The organism is Polaribacter sp. (assembly GCF_024639685.1).
Taxonomy (GTDB): Bacteria; Bacteroidota; Bacteroidia; order Flavobacteriales; family Flavobacteriaceae; genus Polaribacter.
In genome coordinates, this window is the sequence record NZ_JAHEHX010000002.1 from 131,376 (window position 1) to 150,489 (window position 19,114).

Below are 19,114 nucleotides of genomic sequence, written 5' to 3' on the forward strand. Positions count from 1 at the left end.
ACGTTTTAATTTGCATACTCATGGACATAACAAGCAATCTTATTTTTTTTAAACCAGAAAAAACGCCACATGAAGGTGCATTATTAATTGATACTGGAATTTCTGCAGGATTCCCTTCAAATACAGAAGATATTGTTGGCGAAAAAATTTCTTTAGATGAATCTCTTATCAAAAATAAAAACACGACTTTTTATGCAAAAGTAAGAGGTCAATCTATGATAAATGCAGGTCTAAATCATGATGACTTGTTGGTTATTGATAGAAGTTTAGAACCTGTAGATAAAAAAATTGCAGTTTGTTATATTGATGGTGAATTTACAGTAAAACGGTTACGAGTAAAAAATGATGAAATTTGGCTGCAACCAGAAAACCCCAATTACCCAATTATAAACATTACAGAAGATAATGATTTTATGATTTGGGGTATTGTAACTAACGTTATTAAAAAAGTATAAATTATTTTTTTAGAATATTTTATTATTGTTTTTCGATATTTTTATATATTTGCATTGTTATAATGTATGAAATGAAAACAACTAATAAATTAAAAATAGCATCTTACTTTTTAAAATTTTTAATGAGCATTCAAATAATTATATGTCTAGTCCTCATTTTTGTCTATTTCCATTCTATGACTGCTCCAGAAAACTATAATAGTTTAACAATTAACACAAATAGAGATATCATCTTTAATTTTGATGTAAATGAAATCCCTCAAACATATGATGATTGGAAAGAAACAAATCAGCTTTATCATTTCAATTTATTAAATGATTATTATAAAGCATATGTTATTTGGTCTAAGGTGATAATGTTTACAGGTTTCTTCTTTATACTTTTCTTTTTAAACAAATTCCTAAAAAACACTAATAGTTTTATCTTGTTTTTTGAAAAAAATATTAAAATTCTAAATAAAATTATTTATTTAATTATAAACTTATTTATTCTAAATTTTCTTCTAAAAGGATTTACAATAAAACCTTTAACGATGGTTTTTGATAATAACACATCGCATTTTTTAACGAAAAGAAGTGCCTCTTTAAATATTGTATTTTATTATCCTTTAGCAATAATATTCTTTTCTATTTTAAAAGTAGTTTTTAAACTAGGACGAGAGCTAAAACAAGAAAACGATTTAACCATATAATATGGCAATTATTGTAAATTTAGATGTAATGCTTGCAAAACGCAAAATGCGCAGCAAAGAGTTGGCTAAAATTATTGGCATAACCACAGCAAACCTATCTGTCTTAAAATCGGGAAAAGCAAAAGCTGTTCGTTTTTCTACATTAGAGGCTATTTGTAAAGCCTTAGATTGCCAACCTGCAGATATATTAGAGTATCAAGAAGATTAAGACATAAAAACTCCGAATTTTCATTCGGAGTTTTTAAATAATTTTAATAGTACTTTATCTATTTTTAGGCTCATCCATATTCATAAACAATATGTCTGTATCTGTAACCTCTTCACCTAGTAAATACTTACTAAAATGATCTGCTCTTAACCAGAAAGAATACTCTGTCATGCTTCCAAAACCATGTCTTTGGCCTGGCATAATCATAAATTTAAAACGTTTATGCGCTTTAATTAATTCGTTTGCCATTCTTATCGTTCCTGCAGGATGCACGTTATTATCCATATCTCCATGAATTAACATTAAGTGTCCTTTTAAATTTTTAGCTAAAGATTGATTGTCATCAATTTTATATTTATGCGAAACTTTACCTTTCTCATCAATTTCTTCTTTAACTCCATGATGTGTTTCAGACCACCAAGAGTTATACACGTTGTTATCATGATTTCCTGCAGAAGAAACTGCTGCTTTAAAGAAATCTGGATACACTAACATTGCTGCTGTAGACATAAAACCACCTCCTGAATGTCCGTAAATACCTACTTTTTCGATATCTATATAATCATGTCTATTAGCCAATTGTTGTGCTACATATTTTTTGTCAGCCAAACCATAATCACGTAAATTACCATAACCATAGTTATGATACCATTTAGATCTGTCTGGATGACCTCCTCTGTTACCTAATGTAATTACTACAAAACCTACTTGAGCCATTCTGTCTAAACGATCCATTCTATAAGAAAAAGACTTATTTACAGCTTCGGTTTGTGGCCCAGGATAAACATATTCTAATAACGGATATACTTTAGTAGTGTCCATGTCAAAAGGCTTGTATAGTACACCATAAATATCTGTAATTCCATCATCTGCTTTTACTTTAAACGGTTCAGGAAACTTGTATCCAGAAGCAAATAATTGCGATAAATCCGCAGTTTCTAAATCCATTACTTTACGTCCATTAGCATCTCTGACTTCAGATTTTGGTACAGTGTTTACTCTAGAGTAATTACTAACAAAGTATTGATTTGAATCTGACATGCTTGTATTTGCTGTAAAATCACCTGGATCTAAAGTTCTCATTCCAGAACCATTTAAGTTGATTTTATACGTATGTAAATAATAAGGGTCTTGTTCTTTGTTTACACCATTTGCAGTAAAAAACAACTTTCTGCTTTTCTCATCTAACCCTGCAAAACCATCTACATGATAATCACCTTCTGTAATTTGGTTTTTTAAATTACCTTCTGCATCATATAAATAAAAATGTGCCCAACCATCTCTTTCTGCCCAATGTAACATTTCTGTTTCATTGTTAAACAACACTAATGGTCTAGACTCAATATATGTATTAAATCGTTCTTCAATTAAGGTTTTGTATTCTCCTGTATTTAAATCTGCAACATTAATATCGTACTTTTTACGATCTCTCGAAATTACACTAAAATAAAGTTTGCCTTTTTTTGACAATAGTAAAGAAGGTGTAAAATCATCATCTCTTTGCGATTGTTTTCTTGGCGCTCTAAATACATTTAAACTTTGCTGACGAGTAGAATCTAGAGGAACTGTAATATGCGTTTTACTTGGAATATCAAAAATCATTAATTGTGATTTGTAATATTCTTGTTCTCCTGGCATATGATATTTATAGGTTTCTAGAGTAGGCCTTTTGTTACCTGTAGAATTGATAACCCATAAGTCTTTAATATGTCTTGAATCTGATTTTTCGAAAACAAACTTTTTAGAATCATGAGACCAAGTGCCCCAAACTCCTTTTTTTTTGTCTTTATTTTTTTCTACATCTTCATTGTCTTGACCTCTACCTCCCCAAGTATATCCATAATTCTCTTCACCATCAGTTGTCCATTGGTTTTCTACAACAGTAGTATCTTTTTCGTCTTTAATAAACTTTTTAAAGTTTACTTTATCCATCCAATAAATGTTATGATTTTTACCATATAGAACAATTGAACTATCTGGAGCAATATTTGCCCAACGTTGCCAAGGCTTTTTCTCTAGCTTTTTAGTATCTATAATAGTTAAGCCATTACTACCTAATCTGTATTCTAAATGGTACGTTTTCTTCTCCATTTTAGGCTTTTTCTTTCTAACTTTTTTAGAAGCAGTAGAATCTTTCTTTTCTTTTTTTTTATCTTCATCTACAACCTCTACCTCTTCTGTAGATGTAACCCTAACACGAATTGCATTTTCTGCTTCGTTAAATTTAAAATTAAATCTTGGTAAATGTTTTGCATCATAAGGATCTTTAGTGATTTCTGTTAACCATTTTGCCATTTTTACATTATCAAATAATGGTTTCTTGGTCTTTTTATCTACATCTACTATGTAGTGATTTGAACCTTCAGAAGTTTTATATGCATACCAAAAACGGTTTCCTTTTTTTAGCCAATGAGGGCTAACTGAAGTAGAATGCACCATTTTAGCAAGGTTTTTTGGCGAGTATTTAGCTGCCTGTCTGTAGTTAGGTTTTGGAGTTTCTTGAGCAGATACAACAGAAATAGCAAAAAGAAACACAAAAAATAAAGTAATTTTTTTCATTTGAAGTGTAAGATTAGTTTGAATTATTTATAAAGTTGACCAAAACTATCTAGACTGCAAATTTTTTAAGAAATGTTTGTTAAAATTTTAACAGTTTACCCCTCAGTTTAGGTTCCTTTTCTCAATAAAGAAGCGCTTTAATAATAAAGAGCAATCATTTTCTAAAATACCTGAAGTAACTTTTGTTTTAGGATGTAATTGTGCTCCTAAATTTACAAAGCCTCTTTTAGGCTCTGAAGCTCCATAAACAATTCTAGCTATTTGAGACCAATAACTTGCGCCTGCACACATTTGGCAAGGCTCTAAAGTTACATACAAAATACAATCTTTTAAATATTTACCTCCTAAAAAGTTAGCAGCTGCTGTAAATGCTTGCATTTCTGCATGTGCAGTTACATCGTTTAATATTTCTGTTAAATTATGAGCTCTTGCAATAATTTGATTGTTTAATACAATAACAGCACCTACAGGAATTTCACCTTTATCAAAAGCAATTTCTGCTTCCTGATAGGCTTTTTTCATAAAATAAGTGTCATCAAAAGGCTGAATCATGTTTTTGGATCTAAAAACTCAATATTACAAAATTTGATATTGTATTTTTGTAAACTAATGAAAAACTTATTAGCCAACATATCAAATCCTTCAGATTTAAGAAAACTGAATTTAAGCGAACTTCCAGAACTTGCGAAAGATCTGAGAGCATTTATTATTGATATTGTTGCTACTAAAGAAGGTCATTTAGGTGCAAGTTTAGGAGTTGTAGAGCTAACCATTGCATTACATTATCTATTTGACACACCTAATGACTTATTGGTTTGGGATGTAGGTCATCAAGCCTATGGGCATAAAATATTAACGGATAGAAAAAGTGTTTTTCATACCAATAGACAATTTAACGGAATTGCTGGCTTTCCTTCGAAACAAGAAAGTAATTTTGATACTTTTGGAGTAGGACATTCCTCTACTTCTATTTCTGCAGCTCTTGGTATGGCTATAGCCTCAAATTTAAAAGGGGAAACAGAGAAACATCATATTGCTGTTATTGGTGATGCTTCTATTGCAAGTGGAATGGCTTTTGAAGCTCTGAACCATGCAGGTGTTTCTAAGGCAAATATTCTAATTATTTTAAATGATAATGCAATTGGCATAGACCCTTCTGTAGGTGCTTTAAAAGAGTACTTAACTCGAGTAAAATCAGATAAAAAACTAGCAGCTCAAAACAACATTATTAAAGCTTTAAATTTTAATTATTCAGGTCCTGTAGATGGTCATAATTTACCAAAATTATTGTCTGAATTAGAACGACTAAAAAAAGTTAAAGGCCCTAAGTTTTTACATGTTATCACTACAAAAGGTAAGGGTTTACAGAAAGCTGAAGAAGACCAAATTACTTATCATGCCCCTGGAAAATTCGACAAGATTTCTGGAGAGCGATTAGAGAAGGTAGACAGTTTGTTTACTAAATATCAGGATGTATTTGGTAAAACTATAGTAGAATTGGCCAAAGAAAATATCAAGATAGTAGCAATTACACCTGCAATGTTAACTGGTAGTTCTTTAAAATTGATGATGCAAGAAATACCTGACAGAACTTTTGATGTTGGTATTGCAGAGCAACATGCAGTTACACTTGCTGCAGGAATGGCTACACAGGGTTTAGTGCCTTTTTGTAATATTTATTCCACTTTTTTACAAAGAGCGTACGATCAAGTAATACATGATGTTGCCTTGCAGAATTTACCTGTAATATTTTGTTTGGATAGAGCTGGTTTGGTTGGTGAAGATGGTGCAACACATCATGGAGTTTTTGACATTGCTTATTTAAGATGCATACCCAACCTCATAATTTTCGCTCCAAGAAACGAAATTGAATTACGTAACATATTATATACTGCTCAATTAGGCTTAGAACAACCAATTGCTATAAGATACCCAAGAGGTTACGGAAAAAATAAAGATTGGCAACAACCTTTTTCTAAGATTGAAATTGGTAAAGCTGTTACTTTAAAGCAAGGTGATGAAATTGCTATACTTTCTATTGGAACAATAAGTGATAATGTAACACAGGCTATATATTTAGCTCAAAATAAAAAGTCTTTAGCACATTTTGATATGCGATTTATAAAACCCCTTGATAAGGAATTGTTAAATCATATTTTTAGTAATTTCTCTAAAATAGTTACTGTAGAAGATGGCACAATCACAGGAGGTTTTGGTTCATCAATAGTAGAATATGCAGCTAAAAATAACTTTAAAAATAATATACAAATCGTTGGTATTCCTGACGATTTTATAACTCATGGAAGTATCTTAGAACTACAAAAAGAAGTTGGCTTAGATAGTAATTCTTTGGCCAAGCTTTTCTCTAAAACATAAAAAAAGGCACTGTAAACGGTGCCTTTTTTTTGTTTTACTATTTTTAATTATTTAATGATAATTTTCTTTGAAGTTCGCACTCCATTTTCATCAAAAAGATATAAAAAATACATGCCTGCATTTAAAGAAATACTCATCTGTTGTTCTTTTTGAGAAATAAAATCTATTGTTGAATTGAAAGCCTCTCTTCCAGAAACATCATATATTTTAACTTTTGTTTTCGCAAAACTATCTCCAGCATAAATCGTAAAATTACCATTTGAAACTGTTGGATAAACTGCAAATAGATCTTTATTATCTATAACGTCTTGCACAGAAGCTGTTGCAGCATTTATATTTTTTATAGCCCACCCGTATGAATTAGCCCCAGCATCTGCAACTAATTTAAATCTAAAAACAACAGTCTGACCAGGAGTTAACCCTTTGTCTATTAAATTAATTGTTTGCGTTTTAAATAAACCTTCATCATACATAGCAAATGAATCATTGTAGGTAGACAACCAATCTGAAAACCTTCTTGCATCGTATTTATCTAATACAACCCAATTTTCTAGATCCGAAGAAGCCTCAATAATTACATAGTCATAAAACGAATTTAGGTCAGACAAATTATCTGTATAAGGCTCAACTATAGCTACATCAGTATAGGTAAGTGTATTGTTACCATGTGAAATAAGCAGTGGTTTCTTTAAAATTGTAGTATATGTTGTGTTATTGGCATAAGGATGGTCAGCTATGTTTAATACATTACTATCAAAATAAACTCCGTCGTCTATTTTAAATTCACCATCATAGGTGTACACGTCTAACTCAGAAAATTCGGCAATATTTACATTTGCAGCTGGTGTATCAAAATTTATGATATTTACAGTTTCTTCTCTAATTCCAGAAGATAAACCTACAGAATCATCAAAAAGCTGCACTCCAATTTTGTGAGTTCCTTCAGTTAACCCTTCAGTTTCAAAAGTATACGTAACCCCTGTAGTGTAATCTTGTATCACTTCTCCTACCTCTACATCATCAACAAAAAACTTAGCTCTACTTACTTCTTCTACAGTTGCGTTATAAGACACAATTGATCGAGAACTTTCAATACCCTTTTGTCTTAAAGACACATCTGGCGCTACTAAATAAACAGGTAACGTATAATTTTGTAAAGCAGATATGGTTGCAGACCAAACTCCTCTTCCATAAGTTGCTATAACTACTTGATCGTTAACAATTCTCATATCATATGTAGCAACAGGTATAAAACCTTCTACCAGATTCCATGTTGTTCCACCGTCTAAAGTTTCTACAATACCAATATCTGTTCCTGCCCAAATAATATTTTCATCAAAAGGCATTTCTAAAACGCAGTGAACAGCTACATCTGGGAAACCTCTTCTTTCTCTTGAAGCAAAACCTGTAATATCTGTCCAGGTTTGTCCCAAATCATCAGTTTTTAAAATCTTTGCTAAACCTTGTGATGCAAAAGATACATACGCTCTATTTTCTTCTTTATAAGAAGGTGAAATTCCAGTAATAAAAACATTCTGATCTCCTTCAGGATTATCATAAGTTCCGGTTGCATTAAATGTTTGACCATTGTCTCTAGAAACATGCATAACATAAGAACCACTTTCTGTCATTGCTGCTCCTGCCCATACAATATTTGGGTTTGCATGTGAAGCTTCTACATTTAATGCACTTGTTGCGCTAGGCGTATAATTATTAAAAATTTCACTTAGTGACCAAGAACCTCCAAAATCTGTAGACCTCCAAACACCATTCGTAGAAATTGCAAACACAACATCTGGATTGTTGTCTACGTTAGATAGTTTAGAATAGAATGGCGACAAATTTCCATTTCCAGAATCTTCAAAATTAGTTAGAGCTCCGTTATTATCTATATACCTTCCAATATTTCCGTAATTTTGCGAAGCAACAATATAGTTACCTGGCTTATTATAATGCCAAACTGCTTCAAAACCGTCTCCTCCTAATATTTTCTGGTACGACTTCGTTAAACTCGAATTACTTCCAGATGAAATCCAGGAACCATTGTCTTGAGCACCTGCAATGTAGTTATCTGATCCATTTTGTTTTGTTGCAGCATAAAACTGAGTACTATTTTTTCCTGCTGCAGTTCCAGACCAAGTCCCTGCGATTGCTCCAGGATTTGATCCGTAAGCTGTACTATACACTCCACCATCATTAGCCAGAAGAATTCTAAACTCTTGGTTATTACCTAATATATAAGACAAACCATGTTGATCAACATGAACACCAGAATTAATTTGATTATTATCGTAACCAGAAGCAATAGATTGAAAAGTAAAATTCGTACTAGTTATAGTAACCTTAAAGACAGCAACACCTCCAACATAAAAAGTATTAGTATTATAAGGATGAGCCATTATTATATTATCATACCAACCTTGTCCTGTAAGTAAATTTGCATTTGGGCTAGAAGTTGTTAATTTTGTATAAGAAGCACCTTTATCTGTAGATTGATAAAAATCTGTGTTTGTATAGGTACCTCCACTTCCTGAATATACACTTAAGAATATGTAATTTGTATCTGCAGGAGAAACTGCCAATTCAAAACGGGAATGGTTTCCATTAAAATCTGCTCTATCAAAAGAAGTAGACCATGTTAATCCTCCATCTATACTTTTTACGATTCCAAAGTTTCCGACAGAACCATATTGAATATTAAAATCTGTTGGATCTGCATCAAGATCTTGAACAGTTCCAGAGGAAACGAAAGTTTGAGTCCAATTAGCACCACCGTCTATAGTTCTATAAATACCCGATCTTGTACCTACCAAAAGATTATTTTTATCATTTGGATTAATAATTATCCTTCCAATATCACCAAAACTTATTGTATTGGTTAAACTTTCCCAAGTTGCACCACCATCTATTGTTTTATAAACACCAGAGCATCCAATAGCTCCTAAGTTTCCAAAAGGCTCACCAGTACCAACGTATAATGTGTTTTTATCTTGTGGACTAATTACAATAGTAGAAGTTGCTAAATTTGGTATTGTAGTATCTGTAAGGTTTACAAAAGTAGCTCCTGCATCTTCTGTTAACCAAACACCACCACCAACTGTTCCAAAAAACCAACGATTTGCATTGGTAGGATCTACTGCAATTCCTCTAGTTCTTCCTGGAACATTTGCAGGTCCTCTTTCTGTAAAAACAGTAGTTATTTCAGTATCTTTTTTAAGACTACGGTTTTGTGCTTTTAACTTTTTAAACTCTTCTATTAAATACCCTTTTTTATAGGTTGATTTTTCTGCATTAATAGGTTTTCTAATTTCATTTTGATAATCAGCCATAAACTCAATCCCTTTTTTATGTTTAATATCAGGATTTTTTTTATGTCTTTTTTCTTTAATGACTTGAATCTTTGCTTCTGCTGGTTTTTCTAAAATTTTTTGGTTTTCTAAATTACAAGAAACTGCTGCTATTCCTAAAAGTGCAAGTAAAAGGTAATTAACTTTTTTCATTTATTTGATTTCTATTATTATGCTATAGTTATTATTATTGTTGCTATTGTTGTTTGATAATAATTCACTTTTGTTGTCTTTCTTAATCATTCCTATATGAGGATAGCCTTTTAATTCTGTATTAGTATACCAAACTAATTTTGTCCCTTCAAAGCTTCCACATTTTATTACTTTCTCAGTATTTATGTCCAATACTGTATAGTCTATTATTTTTTTGATCATTAGATCATTTTTAAAGCTCGTTACAAGCATCATCGTTTTCGATAAGTTGTACGTTTTTTCTACGATACTATTAACACTTGTTTTTGCAGTGTAATTTATAGCATTTGAGGTTAATTGCTTGCATTTACAAGAGGTTAAAAAAAGTAAAAAAAAAAGAGCTGATACAGAAATCACTCTATTTTTCATTTTATTAAATTATTATTAATTAGTAAAAATAAAGCTAATTATTTAATATTAAAACAATTTAACTGTTAATTTTTTAAGATTTTAAAACATTAAACATAACAATAAAGTGAAGTTGTTATAAACAAAAAATGGAGGCTAATTAGCCTCCATTTTTTATTTATATATTAATTTTTATCGAGGTATATCATCCATAGAAATTTTTCTAACAATTGCATATTTAGCATAATTAGTTTTATTCTTCTTCTTATATGAAAGAACAACTTCATTTGCCTTTAATTCAAATGGAAATTCTACATTCTCAATTAAAGTCAATTCTTTATTGATACTTCCAGAAATACTAAAAGTATCTTCATTAACTTTAGAAGGTATAATTTGATTTCTAAAATAAATAGCCAATAGCTTAATCTTAGCAGTATCAAATTGATTGAAATTCAAATTTACTTGAATATAAGTATCCTCATCTGCAATTGCTGGTGAAATTTCTTTAAAAAAACCTTCATTTAATTGTAACTTGTTTTCTTTTACTAAGCTAAAATCTTGCGACTTACACCCCATCAAAAAAACAACCAGAAAGCAAGAAAATAAGATTTTCATAGTTTTAGTTTTTTACAAATTTTCTAGAAATAGCCTTATTATCTTGATTTAATTTTACAATGTATAAACCTTTATCCAAGCTAGACACATCAATTGATTTTTGATCTAAAGCACCTTTTAATACTTCTTTACCTCTAATATCATAAATAGCAAATTTTGTTTCGTTAGATAGTTGAATATCATTAGAACCAAACTGCAATTTAAGTTGAGTTGGATTTGGATACATTGCTAAAGTAATTGTATCTATTGAATTATCATCAACAGACAATGATTCATTAAGATCTGCTTGATAAATTCCATTCCCATGAGTACCCATTAATAAAATATTATCTGATGGCCTATATACCAAACCGCTAACTACCGGAATTCCCATAGTACTTGCACCCTCTAAATTCCAATCTTGAATCGTTGGATCGTTTGAACTAAACAAACCTCTAGCTGTACCAACAAAGTATGTGACTTGCCCATCTACTAGAGCAATAGCACCTGCTCTTAAAGAAAACGCTTCTAAATTACGTTCAACTTCTGTCCAAGTTGGGGTTGCAGCTGTTGCATTATTTGTAACAAAAACATTCCTAATATCATCTCCATAACTTGCATAAGTAACCATTACAATATCTGGATTTGTTGGGTGTACAGCAATATCAGAGGTGTATTGGCCATTATTAATTTGTGTAGCATCAATCTGAACTTCATTTGGTGTTATTTTTACTAGAGAAGTTAGGTCTGTTGCATTAATTGGATCTTTTAATCTGAATACATTACCACCTCTACCACCAATAAACAAGTAACTATTTTCTGCATCATAAGAACCCCTTGTTGTCTCAAACGTCGTAATTCTTTCTGAAAAAGGAGTATTTCCTACTAAAGACCACGTGCTACTTGTTACATTCTCTGCATTATCCGTTCTTAATAAGCTTCCATTACTTGCGTAATAGATAACATTTGGATTATCTGGATCCATATGAAAATAGGTAACAAACTGACTTGGGTAAGCTTCTCCTGCATCAGTAGTTGGGGTAATTGTTGCTGTTATAGAGTTTTCATCACCTCTATACATTAGTCCATTTTGAGTTGTTACATAAGTAATATAGCCTGAAGCTAAAAAACCTGTTTTTGGAGTGACTGAAACTGCTGCTCCATCTCCTCCAAATAAATCTGACATAGTAGAATTGTCAGGATTTCCTGCATCTATACCCCCAATTGTAGTTCCATTATCTTGTGCTCCTCCAATAACAAAATCATTCCCTTCTTCATTTACCATATTTACGTGGTAATATTGATAGGTTAAGTAATCATTATTTAAATTTTGCCACTGCACAAAATTACTTGAAATATTTGTTGTTTTGTGAACACCTCCATCTGTGCCTGTAAAGAAAGTAGTACCATCTTCGCTCCAAACTAAAGAATGAATGTCTGGATGGTGTTCTACTTCTCCTTCTTTATAAATACCATAACCATTTACACCTGCATACCCACCAATTCTTTTAAAAGTTGGGTCTGAGGTTATATTCTCTATCTTGTAAACATTAGTACCTCCAATTGTTACAAAATTTTCGTTATCTGGTTTTACAGAAATCACTAAATCGTATGCACCTTGAATAGAAAATGGATCATTACCATCGCTATCACCACCGTCTTCATCTGGTAGTTTGTCGCTATAATTTACCCAAGTAGATGTAGCAAAATTATATTGCCACAAGTCAGCTTCTGGAACCCTATTCCCTTCTTTATTACTTTGTCCGTTATTATAGAGCATGTATAATATATCTTCATTTGATGGCGCTAAAGCCAATGTGATTCTATTTGATGGCCTAAAATCTGTAGAAGTAGGGTTTATTTGAAGCCAAGTTCCATTTCCTGTAGCAGACGTATACACACCTCTATTAAAAGTACCTCCTCCATCTAAAGAAGCAAAAACTCTACCAGTACTTGCAATAACTACATCTGTCCACCCTCTATCTTCAGCTCCTAATTGTAACTCTATAACTGGACCTGACTCACCAAATCTATAAACTCTACCTGCAGTACCAACAAACAAATCTCCTGTTATAGGATGTACTTCTAAATCTATAATAATATCAAAAAAACTGTCAAATGAATCAAAATTACTAGACGTAGTCTCCATTTGCTGCCATGTTAAACCACTATCAGTAGATTTCCATATTCCGTTTCCTAAGTAACTCTCTTGTAAGCCAGCACTATTTCCTCTATACTCGCCTGTCCCATAATACCAAATATTCTGATGACCATCTCTTGGATCTTGAGCAATTGCTGTAACATTATGAATATCATTTAAACCAGAAACTTTTGTCCAAGAACTTCCGCCATCTACAGTCCTAAAAACTCCACTACTAACACCACCTGCAATCATTGTGTTACCAGTTGCATCACTTAGATCAATTTTTACTGACCTTGTTCTACCTCCTAAATTAGAAGGTCCTCTACTTATAAAATCATAAGTGGTAGCTCTTGCAAAAAAATTATTTTCCTTTTCTATAATAGCAGTTGCTAATTCTTTGTCTTTTTCTAATTGAGGAATTGTTCCTGTTGTTGGATTTTTTTGCATATCAAAATCATGCAACCATCTAGCTTCTGTATCTTCAGCTTTCTCAGCTAAAGTCTTCTTCTTTTTTTTTGGTAAATTAGATTCATCATTGTTTTGAACGTTACAAGATAAAACAAAGCCCATTGTAAACACAATAAGCATTACATTGTAGATTTTTTTCATGTGTTTATTTTAAAATATATTTCCAAATATTTTTCTTCGAAGTCTAATAGCATAACTATCAGACATCCTAGAAACGTAAGTACAAACTGCCATTATTCTATCGTATTGACTAACAGATTGACTAACGTATTCTTGAGGCATTAAATTTACTAATAAGTTATCATAATTACTATTATTGTTTTCAAAATTATTATTGATAGCTGTTATAAAAACATCTAACAAATCGCCTATAATTCTATAACCTGCAACTTCCTTTTCTAACACCTCTTTGCTTTTGTAGATTTTATCGATACTTATTTTTATAATATCATTAATTTGTGCTTCATACTTACACTTATCTAACAAAGAATTTTTAAAATCACCATTTAAAATACCCTCTTCGTTCTTTAAAAAAATGGTTACAGCTTCATCAATTAACGCATTAATTGCAATTGCTCTTAAATAGGCTGTTCTATCTTTGGTATGTTGCAAGGCATAATATTTATCTCTGTTGATGCCATGAATTAATTTAGACATGTATTCTAGGGCATAATCTTCATCAATTAACCCTAGATTGATACCATCTTCAAAATCAATAATCGTATAGCAAATATCATCTGCAGCCTCTACCAAATAAGCTAATGGATGTCTGTAAAAAGAATTGGATTCTGCATTTTTAGGTTTCATTCCTAACTCTGTAACAACGTCTAAAAATGCCTCTTTATCAGATTGAAAGAATCCGTATTTTTTATCTACAATATGATTCGTCGGTTTTTTAGGTAAGCTTTCTTTTGGATATTTTAAGAATGCTCCTAAAGTTGCATAACACAAGCGTAAGCCTCCTGAAATACCCTCTCTAGATTCTGTAAGAATTTTAAATCCGTTTGCATTACCTTCAAAATCTACTAAATCTTGATATTGTTTATCAGAAAGTTTTGCTTTGTATTGCAAACCTTTACCGGTTTTAAAATATTCGCCTATTGCTTTTTCTCCTGAATGACCAAAAGGTGGATTTCCAATATCATGAGTTACAGAAGCTGCTGCTACAATTGCTCCAAAATCATTAAAAGTATAGCCTAATTCTACTAGATTTGGATGACGTTCTAACAACACCTTACCTACTCTTCTACCCAGAGTTCTACCTACTACAGATACTTCTATACTGTGGGTTAATCTTGTGTGTACAAAATCGGTTTCTGATAATGGAATTACTTGTGTTTTGTCTTGTAAGCTTCTAAAAGCTGATGAAAATATGATTCTATCAAAATCTACTTCAAAGCCCAAACGTGTTTCGTCTTGTCCAATTCTTGGTCTTTTTTTAATATCACCGAAACGTTTTAGAGAAAGTAATTGTTCCCAGTTCATAATATGCTGAATTTACTTGAGCTGAACTTGATTTAATAGTTCAGTATCTATTTTTAAGATTTTCGAAAATACAAAAAGAGAGGCATTTCTACCTCTCTTTTTATCAAGTTTTAATTTATTTGGTTTAAGAACCACACATTAAGCAATCGTCATCTGGCCCTGCTCCTTTTGAGGCATCTACCATTGCTTTGAATTCTGCTGGTGTCATTGGCTTTTCTTCTTCAATAACTTCTGCTTTCTTTTCTTTAGAAACTGTAAACTGAATTGCATTTACTGCAGATTTTGTTCTTAAATAATACATCCCTGTTTTTAAACCAGATTTCCAAGCATAGAAATGCATTGATGTTAATTTCCCATAATCTGGATCTTTTAGGAATAAGTTTAATGATTGAGACTGATCGATAAAATACCCTCTATGACGTGCCATATCAATAACATCTTTCATACTCATTTCCCAAACTGTTTTGTACAATTCACGTAAATCAGCAGGAATTTCTTCAATGTGTTGAATAGAACCATTTGCACGCATAATGCTTTCTTTCATATCATTATCCCACAAACCTAATTCCACTAGGTCTTCTAATAAGTGTTTGTTTACTACAATAAACTCACCAGACAACACTCTTCTTGTATAAATATTAGAAGTGTATGGCTCAAAAGCTTCATTATTTCCTAAAATTTGAGAAGTAGATGCTGTTGGCATTGGTGCTACTAACAACGAGTTTCTAACTCCATGCTTCATAACTTGTTTACGTAGTTTCGCCCAATCCCAATTACCGCTTAATTCATCATCATTTACACCCCACATGTTAAATTGGAATTCACCCTCAGACATTGGAGACCCTTTAAAAGTAGAATATGGTTCTTTTGCTTTTGCAATTTCCATAGATGAAGTTACAGCTGCAAAATACATCGTTTCAAAAATATCTTGATTTAGCTTTTTAGCTTCTTCACTTGTAAATGGCAAACGTAAATTAATGAAGGTATCTGCTAATCCTTGAATACCTAAACCTACTGGTCTATGTCTAAAGTTTGAGTTTTCTGCTTCTTTTACAGGATAAAAATTAGCATCGATAACTGTATCTAAATTACGTGTTACCTTCTTAGTAACATCGAATAATTTTTTATGGTTAAAATACTTCTCCCCATTTTCTCTTTCAGAAACGAACATTGGTAACGCAATAGAAGCCAAGTTACATACAGCAACTTCGTCTTTTGCAGTATACTCCATAATTTCTGTACATAAGTTTGATGAACGAATGGTACCTAAATTTTTCTGATTTGTTTTTCTGTTAACAGCATCTTTATACAACATATAAGGAGTTCCAGTCTCAATTTGAGATTCTAAAATCTTCTCCCATAATTCACGAGCTTTAATGGTTTTTCTTCCTTTACCTGCAGCTTCATAACTTGTATATAGGCGTTCAAATTCTTCTCCATACGTATCATATAAATGAGGACATTCGTGAGGGCACATTAATGTCCACTCACCATCTTCTTGTACACGTTTCATAAATAAATCTGAAATCCACATTGCATAGAATAAATCTCTTGCACGCATTTCTTCTTTACCATGATTTTTCTTTAAATCTAAAAAGTCGAAAATATCTGCATGCCAAGGCTCTAAATACATTGCAAAAGAACCTTTACGCTTACCTCCACCTTGGTCTACATAACGTGCTGTATCATTAAAAACACGTAACATTGGTACAATACCATTAGAAGTACCGTTTGTACCTGCAATATAAGAACCTGTAGCTCTAATATTGTGTAAAGACAAGCCTATACCTCCTGCAGATTGAGAAATCTTTGCAGTTTGCTTAAGTGTATCGTAAATACCTTCTATACTATCATCTTGCATTTGCAATAAGAAACAAGAAGACATTTGAGGCTTTGGTGTACCTGAATTAAATAGAGTTGGAGTTGCATGCGTAAAATATTTTTTACTCATTAACTCATAAGTTGCAATAGCTTCATCAATATCATTTTTATGAATACCAATAGAAACACGCATTAACATATGTTGTGGACGCTCTGCAATTTGACCATTCAACTTTAATAAATATGAACGTTCTAAAGTTTTAAAACCAAAATAATCGTAATTAAAATCTCTATTATAGATGATAGTAGAATCTAGCTTTTCTGCATTTGCTTTTATAATTTCGTAAATGTCATCTGCTAACAGCGGCGCCTTTTTCCCTGTACGTGGATTTACATAGAAATATAAATCATCCATCGTTTCTGAGAATGATTTTTTTGTGTTTTTATGTAGGTTAGATACTGCTATTCTTGCTGCTAATTTTGCGTAATCTGGATGAGCAGTGGTCATAGTTGCCGCAGTTTCTGCAGCTAAATTATCTAACTCAGGCGTGGTAACACCATCATACAAACCTTCAATAACGCGCATGGCTACTTTTACAGGATCAACAATTTTATTTAATCCATAACACATTTTCTTAACTCTAGCAGTGATCTTGTCGAACATCACTGGCTCTTTTTTGCCATCTCTTTTTAGTACGTACATTTGGTTTGTTTGTTTAGTTTATTGATTATTTATTGAGCCAACAAATCATCCACATTTGGGGGCTTTTATTTTACCCAATGAAGATTGGGTAACTATTATTTTAAAAATTATGCCTTTTGTAATTAAAAGTCTGAATCGAAACTTATGCTTCCAGTTCCACCAGATTTAACCCCAGCTTTTTGATATTCTGATACTCTTTTTTCGAAGAAGTTTGTTTTCCCTTCTAAAGAAATCATTTCCATAAAATCGAACGGATTTGTAACATCATATACTTTTTCACAACCAAATTCTAACAATAATCTATCTGTTACAAATTCTAAGTATTGTGTCATCAACTTTGAGTTCATACCAATTAAACTTACTGGTAATGATTCTGTCACAAATTCTCTTTCAATATCTAAAGCATCAACAATGATTTCTTTAATTCTCTCTTTAGGCACTCTATTTACAATATGATTGTTATGTAAATGAACTGCAAAATCACAGTGCATACCTTCATCTCTAGAAATTAATTCGTTAGAAAAAGTCAAACCTGGCAACAGACCTCTTTTCTTTAACCAGAAAATAGAACAGAAAGCTCCTGAAAAGAAAATACCTTCTACTGCTGCAAAAGCAATTAAACGCTCTGCAAAAGAATCAGATTCAATCCATTTTAAGGCCCAATCTGCTTTTTTCTTAATAGCAGGAAAAACTTCAATTGCTCTGAATAACCTATCTTTTTCAACTTCATCTTTAACATAAGTATCTATTAATAAAGAATACGTTTCTGAATGAATGTTTTCCATCATAATTTGAAAACCGTAGAAAAATTTTGCTTCAGAGTATTGCACTTCATTTACAAAATTTTCCGCAAGATTTTCATTTACAATACCATCAGAGGCTGCAAAAAATGCCAAAATGTGTTTTATAAAATAACGCTCATCATCTGTTAACTTAGTAGTCCAATCTACTAAATCTGAGTGTAAATCAATTTCTTCTGCAGTCCAAAAACAAGCTTGTTGTTTTTTATACCATTCCCATAAATCATTATGCTGTATGGGGAAAATTACAAAGCGACTATCATTTGGTTGAAGGATTGGTTCTTGTTTAGACATGGTTTTGTTTATTTTGAGCGTTATTGAATATTATTTAATCGTTAAGAACGACCTCTACAAATATTGAAATTTTTGTTTCAAAATGAAAGACCTACTTATTCACAAATGCTATGAAGTTTTTAACAAAATGATAAAAAAATGGAAAATCAGGCTTTTTATATTTTATTTTAATGTGTTGATTTTCAATGTCTTGTAAAGTTAAAATCTTCTTAAAGCCCAATCTCATTGACATTCTTAAATTCTTTTTTTAAAACTTTTTATTTTTTTTGTTTTAAAAAAAATAAGTGGTTCAAAAAATATAATGAAGGTTAAACAAAATGATTCATTAGTAAAAATTTAAAATGATAGCTTTTTAAGTATTATATTTGTAGTATTATTAACATTTATTATATATCAAAGTGAAAAACGGAACAGTAAAATTCTTCAACGAGTCTAAGGGATTTGGATTTGTAATTGAAGACGGTTCAAAAACAGAGTATTTTGTGCACGTATCAGGATTAATTGACGAAATTAGAGAAGGTGATGCAGTAGAATTTGACCTGAAAGAAGGTAGAAAAGGTTTAAACGCAGTAGACGTTAGAGTAATCTAATTATATTATTTAGAATTTTTTTACATAACAACAAGTCGC

At 31.5% G+C, this 19,114-nt stretch carries 14 protein-coding genes; 5 read left to right on the forward strand and 9 right to left on the reverse strand.

Annotated elements, in window-relative coordinates; genetic code table 11:
- Positions 1–20 precede the first annotated feature (20 nt).
- The 3 genes from umuD (at position 21) to Q0L44_RS01865 (ending at position 1,355) form a co-directional block, all read left to right on the forward strand.
- Entirely contained in the window at positions 21–455 is a 435-nt protein-coding gene (gene umuD / locus Q0L44_RS01855) for a translesion error-prone DNA polymerase V autoproteolytic subunit (protein WP_296634459.1), read from the forward strand.
- Positions 456–631: 176 nt separating this feature from the next.
- A complete protein-coding gene (locus Q0L44_RS01860; protein WP_296634461.1) occupies positions 632–1,147 on the forward strand; it encodes a DUF2975 domain-containing protein in 516 nt (171 codons plus the stop codon).
- Position 1,148: 1 nt separating this feature from the next.
- Entirely contained in the window at positions 1,149–1,355 is a 207-nt protein-coding gene (locus Q0L44_RS01865) for a helix-turn-helix transcriptional regulator (RefSeq protein WP_296634463.1), read from the forward strand.
- Positions 1,356–1,409: 54 nt separating this feature from the next.
- Here Q0L44_RS01865 and Q0L44_RS01870 read toward each other — a convergent pair whose 3' ends face one another.
- Together Q0L44_RS01870 and Q0L44_RS01875 are read right to left on the reverse strand one after the other, a co-directional pair.
- Positions 1,410–3,914, reverse strand: a complete 2,505-nt coding sequence (locus Q0L44_RS01870; protein WP_296634468.1) for a DPP IV N-terminal domain-containing protein — start codon at positions 3,912–3,914, stop codon at positions 1,410–1,412.
- Positions 3,915–4,016: 102 nt separating this feature from the next.
- Positions 4,017–4,466, reverse strand: coding sequence for a nucleoside deaminase (locus Q0L44_RS01875; protein ID WP_296634470.1), 450 nt, complete (start codon positions 4,464–4,466; stop codon positions 4,017–4,019).
- A 57-nt stretch (positions 4,467–4,523) separates the two neighbouring features.
- Here Q0L44_RS01875 and dxs point away from each other — a divergent pair, with 57 nt between their 5' ends.
- Positions 4,524–6,290, forward strand: a complete 1,767-nt coding sequence (gene dxs / locus Q0L44_RS01880; protein ID WP_296634473.1) for a 1-deoxy-D-xylulose-5-phosphate synthase — start codon at positions 4,524–4,526, stop codon at positions 6,288–6,290.
- A gap of 47 nt (positions 6,291–6,337) precedes the next feature.
- On the opposite strand, the gene Q0L44_RS01885 is transcribed toward dxs, so the two are convergent.
- The 7 genes from Q0L44_RS01885 to Q0L44_RS01915 all read right to left on the reverse strand — a co-directional run bounded on the left by Q0L44_RS01885 (position 6,338) and on the right by Q0L44_RS01915 (position 18,485).
- Positions 6,338–9,790, reverse strand: a complete 3,453-nt coding sequence (locus Q0L44_RS01885) for a T9SS type A sorting domain-containing protein (protein WP_296634476.1) — start codon at positions 9,788–9,790, stop codon at positions 6,338–6,340.
- Positions 9,791–10,198, reverse strand: coding sequence for a hypothetical protein (locus Q0L44_RS01890; RefSeq protein ID WP_296634478.1), 408 nt, complete (start codon positions 10,196–10,198; stop codon positions 9,791–9,793).
- Between the two features lie 171 nt (positions 10,199–10,369).
- Positions 10,370–10,792 carry a hypothetical protein gene (locus tag Q0L44_RS01895; RefSeq protein WP_296634480.1) on the reverse strand — a complete coding sequence of 141 codons (423 nt, stop codon included), beginning with the start codon at positions 10,790–10,792 and terminating at the stop codon, positions 10,370–10,372.
- A gap of 4 nt (positions 10,793–10,796) precedes the next feature.
- A complete protein-coding gene (locus tag Q0L44_RS01900; RefSeq protein WP_296634482.1) occupies positions 10,797–13,523 on the reverse strand; it encodes a T9SS type A sorting domain-containing protein in 2,727 nt (908 codons plus the stop codon).
- Positions 13,524–13,532: 9 nt separating this feature from the next.
- Positions 13,533–14,867 (reverse strand): dGTP triphosphohydrolase, encoded by a 1,335-nt coding sequence (gene dgt, locus Q0L44_RS01905; protein ID WP_296634485.1) that lies wholly within the window; start codon positions 14,865–14,867, stop codon positions 13,533–13,535.
- 124 nt (positions 14,868–14,991) lie between these two features.
- The gene (locus Q0L44_RS01910) at positions 14,992–17,391 is read right to left on the reverse strand and encodes a ribonucleoside-diphosphate reductase subunit alpha (protein WP_296634488.1); all 2,400 of its coding nucleotides are present in this window, start codon (positions 17,389–17,391) and stop codon (positions 14,992–14,994) included.
- A gap of 122 nt (positions 17,392–17,513) precedes the next feature.
- Positions 17,514–18,485, reverse strand: a complete 972-nt coding sequence (locus tag Q0L44_RS01915; protein ID WP_296634490.1) for a ribonucleotide-diphosphate reductase subunit beta — start codon at positions 18,483–18,485, stop codon at positions 17,514–17,516.
- A gap of 398 nt (positions 18,486–18,883) precedes the next feature.
- On the opposite strand from Q0L44_RS01915, the gene Q0L44_RS01920 reads away from it, so the two are divergent.
- A complete protein-coding gene (locus Q0L44_RS01920; protein ID WP_015481089.1) occupies positions 18,884–19,075 on the forward strand; it encodes a cold shock domain-containing protein in 192 nt (63 codons plus the stop codon).
- Positions 19,076–19,114: the final 39 nt, after the last annotated feature.

What these genes read in the sequence shown, in the direction of transcription:
- Q0L44_RS01900 (WP_296634482.1), bottom strand. Translation starts at nt 13,523, where the DNA reads ATGAAAAAAATCTACAATGTAATGCTTATTGTGTTTACAATGGGCTTT.
- Q0L44_RS01890 (WP_296634478.1), bottom strand. Translation starts at nt 10,198, where the DNA reads ATGAAAAATAGAGTGATTTCTGTATCAGCTCTTTTTTTTTTACTTTTT.
- Q0L44_RS01870 (WP_296634468.1), bottom strand. Translation starts at nt 3,914, where the DNA reads ATGAAAAAAATTACTTTATTTTTTGTGTTTCTTTTTGCTATTTCTGTT.
- Q0L44_RS01865 (WP_296634463.1), top strand. Translation starts at nt 1,149, where the DNA reads ATGGCAATTATTGTAAATTTAGATGTAATGCTTGCAAAACGCAAAATG.
- Q0L44_RS01875 (WP_296634470.1), bottom strand. Translation starts at nt 4,466, where the DNA reads ATGATTCAGCCTTTTGATGACACTTATTTTATGAAAAAAGCCTATCAG.
- Q0L44_RS01895 (WP_296634480.1), bottom strand. Translation starts at nt 10,792, where the DNA reads ATGAAAATCTTATTTTCTTGCTTTCTGGTTGTTTTTTTGATGGGGTGT.
- Q0L44_RS01860 (WP_296634461.1), top strand. Translation starts at nt 632, where the DNA reads ATGACTGCTCCAGAAAACTATAATAGTTTAACAATTAACACAAATAGA.
- dxs (WP_296634473.1), top strand. Translation starts at nt 4,524, where the DNA reads ATGAAAAACTTATTAGCCAACATATCAAATCCTTCAGATTTAAGAAAA.
- Q0L44_RS01885 (WP_296634476.1), bottom strand. Translation starts at nt 9,790, where the DNA reads ATGAAAAAAGTTAATTACCTTTTACTTGCACTTTTAGGAATAGCAGCA.
- Q0L44_RS01910 (WP_296634488.1), bottom strand. Translation starts at nt 17,391, where the DNA reads ATGTACGTACTAAAAAGAGATGGCAAAAAAGAGCCAGTGATGTTCGAC.
- umuD (WP_296634459.1), top strand. Translation starts at nt 21, where the DNA reads ATGGACATAACAAGCAATCTTATTTTTTTTAAACCAGAAAAAACGCCA.
- dgt (WP_296634485.1), bottom strand. Translation starts at nt 14,867, where the DNA reads ATGAACTGGGAACAATTACTTTCTCTAAAACGTTTCGGTGATATTAAA.
- Q0L44_RS01915 (WP_296634490.1), bottom strand. Translation starts at nt 18,485, where the DNA reads ATGTCTAAACAAGAACCAATCCTTCAACCAAATGATAGTCGCTTTGTA.